The organism is Acinetobacter sp. ANC 5378 (genome assembly GCF_013004315.1).
Classification (GTDB): domain Bacteria; phylum Pseudomonadota; class Gammaproteobacteria; order Pseudomonadales; family Moraxellaceae; genus Acinetobacter.
On record NZ_JABERK010000044.1, the window covers coordinates 1 to 12,573 of the forward strand.

A 12,573-nucleotide genomic window follows, 5' to 3' on the forward strand; every position below is an offset into this window, starting at 1 on the left:
ATTTAGAATATTAAGTGAACGCTATCGAAATAGACGGAAAAGATTCGGTTTACGCATTAACTTAATCGCTGCACTGGTAAACCGGATAAATTTTCAATAATGACTTTCGCAAGAGATCTATTCACTGAATAGAGAAAAACGACTTAATCAGCTTTACCACATTTGCGGCATTCGTGAGTGTAACCATGCTGATGATCCCAATTGAATTCATAAACATGAAAGCAGAATAGTTTACGAATGGAATTAAGCATACCGTTGTCTCCACTAAATTATAGCGGGTGTCCCCTCTATAATATGACTTCACAATCATTTGACTAAAACATACCTCAGGATGAGGTCATATAAATTTCAACTAATTTCTATTCCATATTTTCCAGATACAATCAATCAAACTCATTGGCAAAAAATTCCTTATATTAATTTATCTAAATAAATGATCATATTATAAAAATAAACTATATCTTATTTTGAAGCTAAAGAAAAAATAAACTTGAAATATAAAGTTATTTTAAGCTCTACTTTTCACCTCAATACTATTCCCATCTAAAAACCAGACTTTGTACTACAGTGCAAAATCCATATCGCTCCATACTTATGATTTACATACGCACAATGTCATTAAAGCCCTTGCAATGACTGGATTTAATAGGAATGGTTCTAGATTTGTAAGATTCATTATTTTTGTTGATTATTTTTGATTTAATGAGCATGAATAAAAATAAAGAGACCGCTCATGTGTGCAAATTTTGAAGCAATCAAAAGAAATAGAGCATTCCTTCTGAATCTTCTAGAGCCTCCATTTGAATTTCCTGACGATATTTTCCCTTTATACAACGCACCCATTTTAATGCAGGGTGCGGATCAACCTGAATGGGATCTCGCCAAATTTGGTCTCATTCCTTTTTGGGCCAAAGAATTAAAATACGGTCGTCATACCTATAACGCCAGAACTGAAAGTGTTGCTGAAAAGCCAAGTTTTCGACATGCTTGGCATAAAAACCAGTTTAGCTTAGTTCCCGTTGAAACGATCTTTGAACCCAAATATATAGATGGAAAGCCGCACTGGTATGGAATTTCTCGTGAAGATGGATTGCCTTTCACCCTTGCAGCGATCTATGAAGATGCGGTAATCAATAATGAGCATGTCAGATCAATGAGCTTGTTAACCATCAATGCAGATCATCATCCATTTATGAAACAATTCCATAAACCTTATGATGAAAAGCGTTCCATTATTGTGATACCTGAAGACAAAAGAATGGACTGGCTAAATTGCAACGCTAGCGAAGCAAATCAATTCTTCTTTGAAATGAAAGATGAATATTTAGCAAAGCCCAAAAAGGGTACAGAAAAACGACCATAGTAGAATATTTTTTGATCTACAAAATACTGAAAAGTTTGTCATTTTAGTTATATAAAGCATGCTGTTGATTCAATGAATAATACTTCATTGCCATAAAAGCCTTCGTCTATAAAATTTCAGAATCAGCTCATCACACCAACAATCACTTTTAAAAATAAATATTTTATTTTCAATAATTTAATAAATTAAACAGATATATCCACTCATAGCTTAACGAGCTAAAACTTAAAAATTTTGGTTCGGGAAATTATACTGATCTTCTCAAGTAAACTTACTTAACATTTTGTTCCCTTTTGCATACATATAGCGATAAAGATCTGAGAATGCCTTAAATTAGATAAGGCAAGATTACCGCTATTATAGGAGAGGTATGAAATGGCGACTATCAATGTAAATGACATTACCAAACATGCAGATGTAATTGCATTGTGTGGCACAAAAGTGGGAACAGTTGACCATCTTGACGGTTCGGATAAACTTAAGTTAACAAGAAATGAAGAAGGTAGTCATCACCTTATTCCACTTTCCTGGGTGAGTGAGATTAAAGATAATCAAGTTCTTCTCAATGTAGACTCTGAAGAAGTAAAAAATAAGTGGGTCGCTGTTTAAATTAAAGCTAATCCTCCACAGAATAAGCCCTTTATTTGAAAGGGCTTATTTTTAGTTTGCAATCTCATTTTTTAATTTTGATAAACAAAAATACTCGCCAATCCTATTGATTAAAGTACTGCTTACAGCCTTGGAAAAAATCAGGATTAAAATTCAGTGCTGGATCATCTTTTTCATCATCACACTGATCTACAGACTTCAGTTGATTGTCTTGGGCATAGCGATAACCATTGTATTGTTCAGTCCCTTCTTTAAAGCCACCAAGCTCTTCTTCTTGTAAAAAATACTGAAATGCGAAAAATGCAGAGATACCAAGAATGGCTAAAACAGAGCTAATTATTCTTAATTGTTTTGCTATCATTTTACTTGCCATATTCGCTTTCATAAGGGATATAAATATATATGATTTTCTTAAATTTTTCTTTAATATTTTATCGTTTATTAACCCATAATTTTGTTCTTTTAAATTCAAAAACATAGTTATATTTTTATAAAAAATTCAGTATTCATTCTCATTTTTATTCAGTTTTTATTCATTAAATTATATCTAAATTTTTCACACTCATATGGGTTACAACGACCTAAATTAAGACAGATCAAATACCTATTTAAAATGATCTTTACATACCCATACTTCTCCATCTATCCGGACACGATCAGGTCCAATTAATTCTAATTTTTTACCATAATAATTGGTAAGATTTATAAAATTTCCATTCTTGTCATAATTAGCCCAAACACCTCTCTGAATATCAGGACTGTCCAATTTATAAAATGTGACCAATTTCTGTGGATATGTTGTTGTCATGTTCATCTTACATAATCCTTTAATCTGTTAGATCAGGAAGATCTTCTTCTATAAAAAAAATCTCCCCGGTAGAATTTAAAATCCATTGATAAGTCCCCATAATTCTGGTTAATTTTTCTTGAGATGAGTTATATACATTCATTAAATTATACTCATCATCATACTCGCCCGTATAAACAAGCTTGGGGGAAATTTTAAAATCCTCATTCATTTTATACACTTTCACTGGCTTAATATGCATACTTTACTCCTCTTAATTCTGTTTAAAGGGGCCTAAACCCCTTTCAACATAGCATTGACATAATGAACGGATCTTATTTTTCTTTCTGTGATGGCCTTTCGGGCGATCTTTTCTCATTATTCCTATGATCATGCTCTGGTAGGTGGTGGGGTTGTTTTATGGGTTGATTCCGTTGATTAGACTCTGTTTGATTTTGTTGAGATTTCGATTTAGACATAATAGTATTCCTGCTGACCATTCCACTTAATGACAATATCAGTCCAATTATTAATCATAATATCAGCATATACCGAAGTTAACTCAATAAAAATAGCAATGATGTATCAAAATATAATACTCAAATAAAAGCATACTTATAAAAAAACTATTATTATTAAACAATCCATTAGATAATAAATTAATATAAAAATTAATGAATCTTCAATTAAATATTTATAAAGTAGTTTTTAAAATTATTTACAAATAAATATATAAATCACATTTAAAAAAATAAATTATTTAAAAAATCTAGAATCACACAATTAAACAAGGGCTATATATTCAGTATGTTATTTATCAATAACACCTGTTAAGTCAATGAAAAAAACATGAATAAGGGAAAGAGAAGTTTGAAAGAATTCCAACCTTTTCTAATTTTGAATTAAATCGTTATCTCAGGTACTTGCTATGAAATAGCTCGCTTGCCCATGAAGCATCAGCCTGAAGATAGCACTGATATCTCTGCTGTTTATAGCTTAATGAAAATGGCACAATGTGGGTCCAAAATGGCTGCTTAGATGAAGCGACCAAAAAAATATTTAAATTCAGATCAATAAAAAAGCACCCTAAGGTGCTTTTTTATACAACATATTACTGACTAATTAAACATTTGCCCGAAAGCATAAATTACCAGCATCAGCATCAGAACGGATGAGGAAGTTAATAATAATTCTAGTGTGCTCATCATATCCCACTCCCCTATATAAAGTGGATTACTTTTTATACCCCTATAATACTCACCAACAAATGACAAAAAGTGACAAAAAGTACTCACAATCATACAAAATTGTAAAAATTGATTTCTTTAGACTTCTCTAAGAAAAAATTTCTTCTCGAATAAAAAGGATATGAATAGAATCCCAAATCCTTTAATTACTAAGGCACACCAACTTTTGCGCATAAGAAACAATGTTTATTGTTATAAAAATGGCACGTTGAGTGAGAGTTTTTATTGATACAAAACAGCAACTGTAAATGGTTAATTAGATAGCAAAAAACCGCCATCAAGGCGGTTTTTAATTTAGATCAGTGATTATTTATATGTTTAATTCACACGTGAGGTGAATCGGAACATCTCATTAACACCTGTATAGAAGCTACGACCATCAAGGTTCAAATCAATTTCAACACCAGACTGAAGCAAAACTTTCTTTCCAACTTCAACCCATTTAAACCCATCGCGAGTACTTTGCATTTTTTTTGAAGGAACCAGCGATACAACAATTTCACTACCATTTACAGATTTTGCTACTAAATTTTCAATTATATTCAACATTTACACCAATTTTTTCAACACATACAGAAACGCCACCATTGGCATTTCAAAATAACAACCTTAACTTTGATAACGCAGATTAAATAGACTTATATCAATTTTAAAAAAAGAACACTTTCATGTCATTTTTATTGTTGAATCGATTATAACAGAAATACTGATTCAAAGACTAATTATTTATCAGTCAGGCCTATGGTGATTGCATCAAAATATTTCAAAAAGTATTTTGATAAATCAATTGATATATTCTTAAATTTACTGATGTTGCGCAATTAAATAGTCTGCAATCAACCGTGCTGACCATGATTGCGTGTGGTTTACACCTTCATAAAAACCGCAATGGCTACCCTTTTTCGTAGTTACCACCATAATATTTGACATTTGTTGAATGGCTTCTTTATAGGGGTCAAAATTCCGAATATGGCAAACTGGATCATCCTCTGCATTTAAAATCATCAGTGGAATTGTGACATTTTCAAATACCAAGATCGGGTTGGTTGCCTGATTATAGTCTTCAAAACTGCTATAGCCTGCCAGTTCAAAACACTGATATTGAAATTCCAACAGGCTTGTGCTCGCCAGTACTTGTGGTAGCGATTCTGTTTTTTCCCATGTTGTCGTATAAGGGTAAATAAAAGACTTAAATAGCTTTTTGGTCATGACCTTACTGTAAAAAGGATGAACATTTTTAAAGCCATGTTCAGTGTCATAACCAGGACAAAGTGCAAAAGCCGCTTTAAATGGGGTTTGCTCTCCTTCTTCACCCAAATAACGCACCAACAATCCTGTACCTGCAGATGAACCTACCGCATATAAAGGAGAATCTGGAAATTTTGTCTGGATATGCTGAATTTGTTCACGCAAATCATCGGTTGAACCGAATATAGAAATCTTCGGTATCGGCATGGGTAAATTGGCATGGCCACGGCGCAAACACAATGCTACACGCCATCCTGTATGTCGATGCAAGTCACGTACCAATTCTGACATGCTTTCAGGTGTGCCAGTCAGGGTATGCATTAATATAATGGTCGGAGTGTCTGCGGGAAGATCAAGCCCATACCAAGCAATACCCGTGACACCACCATCAGGCATCTGTAACTGTTCAATAGCATCATATTTAAGCTGAATGGTTTTCTTTTTAATCAAGTCAAAATACATCAAATGCAAATGCGTATTTGACAACCACGGCGTCGGACGATATTTCTGCTTCAGTTGAGGCAAAACATCGAGCATTTGCCGTGCTTCACCTTCTGGATGGAAATACAGTGTGGGGAATTCTGCACCGGTCATCTGATCGACGATTTCTTGTGCCAACAGACTGATTTTTTTGACTAAAGATTTCATATTCGCTCCACCTTAAAATGATGCAACTCAAAATGCTTAGTACATGTCATTCCATTAACAGTTTATATCTTTACTATACTCCTTATGCTTTTGGCATAAAAGCAGCCATACGCTGTCCCATCTGTGCTGCCAATGCTTCCAGACCACTCTTTGGTCGCAGCATCACTTCAAAATCAATAATTTGACCTTGTTCATTAAACTGAATCATGTCTATGCCTTTAAGTTTTTTTTCACCGACATGGACTGAAAATTCCAGTACCACGTTCAATCCATCTTCCGAATAAAATTCGCGGTGATAAGTAAAATTCTCAAAGATCTGAATCACATTGGTCAAAATAAAAAATACCACTTGCTTACCCGGATAAGGGTTATAAGCCACCGGTGAACGAAACACCACATCTTCAGCAAGTAGCTCATTCAAGATAGACATATCACCCGTTGCCAGCATTTAATTGCTCGTTTTGTTACGTCGATGGTCATTAAAGCTTCCTTTTTTTTATTTTGGTATTTAGAAAAACTCCTCCCTTTTTAAAGGGAGGTTGGGAGGGATTTATATGACTTAATCCCCCTAAATCCCCCTTTTACAAAGGGGGACTTCATTGAAAGAAATTAAATCACGGCTGCCAAATCAGCACCTTGACGAATTGCACGTTTCGCATCCAGTTCACCTGCTTCTTTTGCGCCACCAATCAAATGTACATTTTTGCCATCCGCTTTCAGTTGATCAAACATCGCGGTAAAGGGTTCCTGACCGGCACAGATCACCACGTTATCGACTTCTAGAACTGTGGGCTGACCATTCACTACGATATGCAAGCCTTGATCATCAATCTTTTCATAGCTTGCACCTGCCACCATTTTCACATTACGGTGTTTTAAACCGGTACGGTGAATCCAGCCCGTGGTTTTACCCAAGCCTGCACCCACTGATTTTGATTTACGTTGCAATAAATAAATTTCACGCTTGGACTGTTCTAGTTCTGGTGCTTTCAACCCACCGACATTTTCATAAGCGGTATCAATGCCCCATTCATTATAGAATTTTTTAGGATTCAGGCTTGCGCTATCACCCTCATGGGTTAAATATTCAGCCGTATCAAAACCGATACCCCCCGCGCCAATAATCGCGACACGTTGACCCACTGGTTTACGTTCTTTTAATACTTCGAGATAGGTCAGTACTTTGGGATGATCAATATCTTCAATCTCTAAATGACGTGGGGTCACACCAGTTGCAACCACAATCTCATCAAAGTTTGATTCACTCAGTTCTTCATAAGTCGCTTGATGATTTAGATTCAATTGAATATTGGGTTGTAATTCAATTTTGCGTTTAAAGTAACGTAAAGTCTCATAAAATTCTTCTTTGCCCGGAATAGTTTTGGCAATATTAAACTGACCACCAATTTGATTGGCCGCTTCAAAGATAGTGACCTGATGTCCACGTTCTGCAGCATAAGTTGCAAAGCTTAAACCTGCCGGACCTGCCCCAATCACCGCAATATTTTTAACAACGGCTGTTTCTTTAAAGATCAGTTCGGTTTCATAACAAGCTCGTGGATTAACCAGGCAAGTGGCAATTTTCATCGAGAAAATATGATCGAGACAGGCCTGGTTACAGCCAATACAGGTATTAATTTCATCACTACGACCTTGTTCCGCTTTCTGCACAAAGAATGCATCGGCAAGCATTGGGCGCGCCATGGAAATCATGTCGGCATGGCCAGAAGCCAATACGTGTTCGGCCATTTCTGGGGTATTAATACGGTTTGAAGTAATGAGGGGTACATTGACCAAACCTTTGAGTTTTTCTGTCACCCAGGTAAAGGCAGCACGCGGCACTTTGGTGGCAATGGTCGGAATACGTGCTTCATGCCAACCGATACCGGTATTAATAATAGTTGCACCGGCTTTTTCAATCTCTTTCGCCAGTTGCACCACTTCTTCAAAAGTTGAACCGCCTTCGACTAGATCCAGCATCGATAATCGGTAAATGATGATAAAGTTTTCACCGACTTCTTCACGGGTACGTTTTACGATTTCAATCGGGAAACGAATACGGTTTTCATAACTACCGCCCCATTCATCATCACGATGGTTGGTACGAGCAGCAATAAACTCATTAATCAAATAACCTTCCGAACCCATGATTTCTACACCATCGTAACCTGCATATTGTGCCCACTTGGCACAATGGGCAAAGTCATCAATAGTTTGCTGTACTTCAGCACTGCTTAATGCATGCGGTTTGGTGGGATTAATAGGTGCCTGAATAGCTGACGGTGCAACCAGATCAGCCTGATAAGAATAACGCCCAGTATGTAAAATCTGCATGGCAATTTTGCCACCTGCATCATGCACCGCTTTAGTAATCACTTGATGCTTTTCAGCTTCTTCACGGCTGTCTAATTTAGCTCCACCGGCAAACGTCAAGCCTGCATCATTCGGTGAAATCCCCCCAGTCACAATCAGCCCTACACCGCCTTGAGCACGTTCAGCATAAAATGCCGCCATACGATCATAACCACCGGGTGCTTCTTCCAGGCCCACGTGCATAGAGCCCATCAAGACACGGTTTTTGAGTGTGGTAAAGCCTAAATCTAAAGGTGCTAACAAATGAGGGTAATTAGACATATGATCTCCTTGGCGTGCTATCTGAGCTAGCGAACGAATACGGTGCTTAATGCAACTTGTTGCACAATTTATATTCCAGATTTGATTTTTATGCAACATGTTGCATAATGATCGGGTAAATTTTTACTGACTGAGTCGTCTATGTCTTTAGCCCATGTTTTATTGACCAGCTTAATTGAAAAACCCAGTACCGGGATTGATTTGGCACGTCGCTTTGACCGTTCCATGGGCTTCTTCTGGAATGCAACGCATCAGCAGATTTACCGTGAACTCAGCGGCATGCAGCAAAAAAACTGGATTTCAACCATTGAAGAGCATAACGCGACCAGTCGTAAAAAAACCTATCAAGTTGAACAATTGGGTCGTACTGAATTGGCAGACTGGATGGTCAAACAGAGTCCGCCTGCGCAATTACGTGAAGAGTTGATGGTACGTCTGCGTGCCGAAGCTCAACTGGGCGGCAACACTGTACTCCCTGAACTGGAACGGCATCTGATTTTACACAAAGAAAATCTAAAAATTTACCAAACAATTTTTGCAAAAGATTTTGCCAATGGGCAAGATCAAGACCGAACCCAGTTTATTCATAAAATGATTCTACAACTTGGGATTGATTTGGAAATGGGCTGGATCACCTGGTTAGAAAGCATGATTCCACAATTAAAAGCATTCGATGAACAATAATAAACCAAGGAAATAACCATGTCACATTACCGCATGCCAGATGGTGAACAACTGTTTGTCCGTGAATTTGGACAAGGACAGCCTGTTTTAGTCCTGTCAGGTTTGGGTATGCAAAGTTGGCAATGGCTTCCTTTCTTATACCCCCAAGCCAAGAACCATAAATTCATTATTCCAGACTGGCGCGGTTTTGGCGGCTCACAGGGCTGCTGCATTCCTGAACTGGATGCTATTTCCAGTCACTGGCGGGATATAGACAGCTTAATTGAACAACTTCAATTAGATCAATTCTCAGTGATTGCTTATTCCATGGGTGCAACAACAGCCATGCATGGCATGCATTACAGTAATTTAAATGCAAAATTAACCCGTTATCTACATATTGATCAAACCCCCAAAATTTCGGTGGATGAGACTTGGCAATACGGTTTATTTAGCCAGCAACAACCCAAATTTAAACAACTCTTGGCGGAGATCTCGCAACTGCTGGCATCCAAACCTCATGCACTTCAGTTGTCTGATCTAGATTCAGCATCCCGACAACATTTATTAGAACTTTGGCTCGGGTTTCTTCAACTCCAAGCGAGTAACAGGGTTACTCCTTTACTGTTTAAAACGGCATCAAAACAAGCTAAATTACAGCCCCTTGTTTTACCGATGCAACGTCTGGATTATTTGGCCTGGTATGTGAATAATTATTTACATCATAACGAAGACTATCGTGATGCTATTGCTCAGCTAGCTTGCCCAAGCACTTTTTTCATTGGTGCAGAATCCAAACTCTATCCCGCATCAGGACAAAAAATAATTGCCAATAGCGTAAAAAATTCCAAACAGATTATCTTTGAAAAGTCTGGGCATACGCCGTTAATCAGTGAACCGATCAAATTCGTTCGCGAAATTGCCCAATTTTTAAAACAAGGCAATTAAATAAAGTCATTCAATATCGAACAATCTTAGAAAATCCGACGATCATATTTGATGGCTTCCAGATCATAGACTTGATAAACACTATCCAATAATGAACGTATATAATCACTGTCGTCAGCGTTCCGGATAATCAAAAACACCGGGCTTACGGCATCATCATCCAATATAGGAATATAATTCAGATGCTTAAACTGCATGGTTTTCGCACTCTCTGGAACAATGCACAGACCTTCTCCTGCAGCCACCAAACCTAAAGCCAGTTGAATATCCTCGACTATGGTTAAATTCTTAGGCTCTAAACCATACTCTGAAAAGAGACCTTTCATCTGGGTAGAAAAACTCGGCTTGGGTTGATTGGGATACAACAACACATGTTCCTCAACAATTTCCTCGAGTTTGACCCCTTGTTTTTTTGTGGCAAGAGGATGACTAGAATGCACAGCGACCATCAATGGTTCTTCACGCAACAAAATTCGCTTGATTGCAGGATCAGAAATTCGAACCCGACCAAAACTGGCATCAATACGACCCTCTTTCAGCGCGTCTATTTGTTCCATCGCATTCATTTGAATTAATTTAATTTTCAAATAAGGCTGTTGCTGGCGAAATAAATAAACCACTCGGGGCAATAATCCATACAACAATGAACCACCAAAGCCGATGGTCATGGTTTTTTTTATAATGCCCTCACGCATGGTGATCGACTTCATCTGGTCCGCACTGGATAACAGCTTCACCGCTTGCTGATAAAAAAAATGTCCTACAGCGGTGGGCTTTAATGGACGACTTCCACGCTCAAACAGCAAAGCACCCAGCTCAGTTTCAAGGTTTTGAATTTGACGACTTAAAGGAGGCTGGGCAATAAACAGTTTTTCAGCAGCCTTGGTAAAGCTCTGCTCCTCAACCACTGCAACAAAATAGCGTAAATGCCTTAATTCCATGACATTTTTCCTTTATTTAAATCCATATATTTATAAAAAGTCATAATAAGAAGGGAAAAATCTAACCTTGTTTAACTCAAAGCAGCCACGGATTAAATTAAAGAAAAGCCCTCTATATAGATATTCCACTTTAGCCTTGCTATCTCAATAAGATAGCCAAGTAAAATCTGAAAAATTAAACAAATTTAAAATTGACAAATTGAAACGATAAACCTTTAATCTGCAATATTGTTGCATAAATGGAATTCTTAAATGCTGTCTGATCTTGATGATTTTTATTGCTTTGCATTGGTGGTCGAACATGGCGGCTTTAGCGCAGCAGAACGGGCAACCGATATCCCTAAATCAAAATTAAGTCGTCGCGTTTATAATCTTGAAGAGCATTTGGGGGTTCGGTTAATTCAACGCAGTTCGCGCCATTTTGCAGTCACTGACATTGGCATGAATATTTATCGCCATGCACAGGTCATGATGAATGCTGCCCAAGCTGCACATGACTTGGTTGATCATCTGAGTATCCAGCCCCGTGGCGTGATTAAGGTCAGTCTACCTGTCTCCATCGCGCAAAATGAAATTGCAAAAATTCTGCCTAAATTCCTCAAAACCTATCCTGAAATCAAAGTCCAGCTCATTGTGAGTAATCGCCGTGTGGATATCATCAATGAAGGGATTGATATCGCATTACGTGTTCGTTCAAATTTAGATGACGATCCGAGTCTGGTAATACGCAAATTTGAAAACATCGAACAGCACTTATTTGCCAGTCAGGCTTATTTAAATGAATTTGGCGAGTTAAAACAACCGGAAGATTTAAGCCAGCATCAAATCCTGAGTATGGCAGATGAACATCTCGATCAGCATATTGTGGTACACGATGAACACAATCAACAGAAAAAAATCAAGGTGAACCCCATAGTAATGGGTTCTGATTTAATGATGCTGGCGCAACTCGCAAGACAAAATTGCGGAATTGCCTTATTACCTGACACCATTGTCCAAGACTACGTGCAAAGTGGTGAACTGGTTCGTGTGCTCCCGAATTGGAAAGCACCGCATGGTATTTTCCATGCCGTTTATCCATCTCGCCGTGGACTACTACCTGCTGTACGTGTCTTTATCGACTATTTAGTAGAACAGCTCAGCAAACATTAGTTTTTTTTGATGATTGGATTTTTTTGATGATTGGATGTGAAAAGAGGATGGCTGAATATTTAAAGTGACCTGCATAGACATTTCAGCCATCGCTCGACAAAAAACGAGGCTTATAAATAAAGTATGAAACATCACTTAATATAGTGGGAAATTTTAGACAAAAAAAAGCTTACCCGAGGTGGGTAAGCCTATAAACTTTGAAAAAGAAACTACAGCTAGAATCTATATGTATATAGTACGAAATAAATACAGCTAAATATAATATTTAATTAATCTGACAAAAAAATCTCAAAAACTATTTTTTCAATCAAAACAAATATTTAATTTTTTGAT

13 protein-coding genes and 1 pseudogene are annotated in these 12,573 nt (G+C 37.3%); 6 read left to right on the forward strand and 8 right to left on the reverse strand.

The annotated features are described in order from the left end of the window. Positions 1-733: 733 nt before the first annotated feature. Complete coding sequence (locus HLH16_RS09705) at positions 734-1,363, forward strand: SOS response-associated peptidase (RefSeq protein WP_171529155.1); 630 nt, start codon at positions 734-736, stop codon at positions 1,361-1,363. 375 nt (positions 1,364-1,738) lie between these two features. Beyond that, positions 1,739-1,972, forward strand: a complete 234-nt coding sequence (locus HLH16_RS09710) for a DUF2171 domain-containing protein (RefSeq protein ID WP_171529156.1) — start codon at positions 1,739-1,741, stop codon at positions 1,970-1,972. A gap of 103 nt (positions 1,973-2,075) precedes the next feature. Here the strand turns inward: HLH16_RS09710 and HLH16_RS09715 are convergent, their stop codons facing one another. The 3 genes from HLH16_RS09715 to HLH16_RS09725 all read right to left on the reverse strand — a co-directional run bounded on the left by HLH16_RS09715 (position 2,076) and on the right by HLH16_RS09725 (position 3,021). After that, positions 2,076-2,444, reverse strand: coding sequence for a hypothetical protein (locus HLH16_RS09715; RefSeq protein WP_250850263.1), 369 nt, complete (start codon positions 2,442-2,444; stop codon positions 2,076-2,078). Between the two features lie 132 nt (positions 2,445-2,576). After that, positions 2,577-2,786 carry a hypothetical protein gene (locus HLH16_RS09720; RefSeq protein ID WP_235942475.1) on the reverse strand — a complete coding sequence of 70 codons (210 nt, stop codon included), beginning with the start codon at positions 2,784-2,786 and terminating at the stop codon, positions 2,577-2,579. Positions 2,787-2,799: 13 nt separating this feature from the next. Continuing rightward, a complete protein-coding gene (locus HLH16_RS09725; protein WP_171529157.1) occupies positions 2,800-3,021 on the reverse strand; it encodes a hypothetical protein in 222 nt (73 codons plus the stop codon). A gap of 616 nt (positions 3,022-3,637) precedes the next feature. Between HLH16_RS09725 and HLH16_RS15925 the strand changes: the two are divergent. Continuing rightward, positions 3,638-3,799, forward strand: a pseudogene (locus tag HLH16_RS15925) (lipocalin family protein); the annotation flags it as partial. Between the two features lie 525 nt (positions 3,800-4,324). On the opposite strand, the gene HLH16_RS09735 reads toward HLH16_RS15925, so the two are convergent. The 4 genes from HLH16_RS09735 to HLH16_RS09750 form a co-directional block, all read right to left on the reverse strand. Next, complete coding sequence (locus HLH16_RS09735; protein ID WP_131292374.1) at positions 4,325-4,555, reverse strand: hypothetical protein; 231 nt, start codon at positions 4,553-4,555, stop codon at positions 4,325-4,327. A 255-nt stretch (positions 4,556-4,810) separates the two neighbouring features. Then, positions 4,811-5,902, reverse strand: coding sequence for a YheT family hydrolase (locus tag HLH16_RS09740; RefSeq protein ID WP_171529158.1), 1,092 nt, complete (start codon positions 5,900-5,902; stop codon positions 4,811-4,813). Between the two features lie 82 nt (positions 5,903-5,984). Further along, entirely contained in the window at positions 5,985-6,350 is a 366-nt protein-coding gene (locus tag HLH16_RS09745; RefSeq protein ID WP_171529159.1) for a nuclear transport factor 2 family protein, read from the reverse strand. A gap of 161 nt (positions 6,351-6,511) precedes the next feature. Beyond that, entirely contained in the window at positions 6,512-8,536 is a 2,025-nt protein-coding gene (locus HLH16_RS09750; RefSeq protein ID WP_171529160.1) for an FAD-dependent oxidoreductase, read from the reverse strand. A gap of 141 nt (positions 8,537-8,677) precedes the next feature. On the opposite strand from HLH16_RS09750, the gene HLH16_RS09755 reads away from it, so the two are divergent. Together HLH16_RS09755 and HLH16_RS09760 are read left to right on the forward strand one after the other, a co-directional pair. Then, the gene (locus HLH16_RS09755; protein WP_171529161.1) at positions 8,678-9,220 is read left to right on the forward strand and encodes a PadR family transcriptional regulator; all 543 of its coding nucleotides are present in this window, start codon (positions 8,678-8,680) and stop codon (positions 9,218-9,220) included. Positions 9,221-9,238: 18 nt separating this feature from the next. Then, positions 9,239-10,147 (forward strand): alpha/beta fold hydrolase, encoded by a 909-nt coding sequence (locus HLH16_RS09760; protein WP_171529162.1) that lies wholly within the window; start codon positions 9,239-9,241, stop codon positions 10,145-10,147. A 26-nt stretch (positions 10,148-10,173) separates the two neighbouring features. Here the strand turns inward: HLH16_RS09760 and HLH16_RS09765 are convergent, their stop codons facing one another. Next, a complete protein-coding gene (locus HLH16_RS09765) occupies positions 10,174-11,088 on the reverse strand; it encodes a LysR family transcriptional regulator (protein ID WP_171529163.1) in 915 nt (304 codons plus the stop codon). Positions 11,089-11,340: 252 nt separating this feature from the next. Here HLH16_RS09765 and HLH16_RS09770 point away from each other — a divergent pair, with 252 nt between their 5' ends. Beyond that, positions 11,341-12,240 (forward strand): LysR family transcriptional regulator, encoded by a 900-nt coding sequence (locus HLH16_RS09770; protein WP_171529164.1) that lies wholly within the window; start codon positions 11,341-11,343, stop codon positions 12,238-12,240. The last annotated feature ends 333 nt before the right edge of the window (positions 12,241-12,573 follow it).

Excerpts from the sequence above, each read along its gene's own strand:
- HLH16_RS09720 (WP_235942475.1), bottom strand. The coding sequence starts at position 2,786 with ATGAACATGACAACAACATATCCACAGAAATTGGTCACATTTTATAAA.
- HLH16_RS09735 (WP_131292374.1), bottom strand. The coding sequence starts at position 4,555 with ATGTTGAATATAATTGAAAATTTAGTAGCAAAATCTGTAAATGGTAGT.
- HLH16_RS09710 (WP_171529156.1), top strand. The coding sequence starts at position 1,739 with ATGGCGACTATCAATGTAAATGACATTACCAAACATGCAGATGTAATT.
- HLH16_RS09745 (WP_171529159.1), bottom strand. The coding sequence starts at position 6,350 with ATGCTGGCAACGGGTGATATGTCTATCTTGAATGAGCTACTTGCTGAA.
- HLH16_RS09770 (WP_171529164.1), top strand. The coding sequence starts at position 11,341 with ATGCTGTCTGATCTTGATGATTTTTATTGCTTTGCATTGGTGGTCGAA.
- HLH16_RS09755 (WP_171529161.1), top strand. The coding sequence starts at position 8,678 with ATGTCTTTAGCCCATGTTTTATTGACCAGCTTAATTGAAAAACCCAGT.
- HLH16_RS09765 (WP_171529163.1), bottom strand. The coding sequence starts at position 11,088 with ATGGAATTAAGGCATTTACGCTATTTTGTTGCAGTGGTTGAGGAGCAG.
- HLH16_RS09740 (WP_171529158.1), bottom strand. The coding sequence starts at position 5,902 with ATGAAATCTTTAGTCAAAAAAATCAGTCTGTTGGCACAAGAAATCGTC.
- HLH16_RS09725 (WP_171529157.1), bottom strand. The coding sequence starts at position 3,021 with ATGCATATTAAGCCAGTGAAAGTGTATAAAATGAATGAGGATTTTAAA.
- HLH16_RS09705 (WP_171529155.1), top strand. The coding sequence starts at position 734 with ATGTGTGCAAATTTTGAAGCAATCAAAAGAAATAGAGCATTCCTTCTG.
- HLH16_RS09760 (WP_171529162.1), top strand. The coding sequence starts at position 9,239 with ATGTCACATTACCGCATGCCAGATGGTGAACAACTGTTTGTCCGTGAA.
- HLH16_RS09750 (WP_171529160.1), bottom strand. The coding sequence starts at position 8,536 with ATGTCTAATTACCCTCATTTGTTAGCACCTTTAGATTTAGGCTTTACC.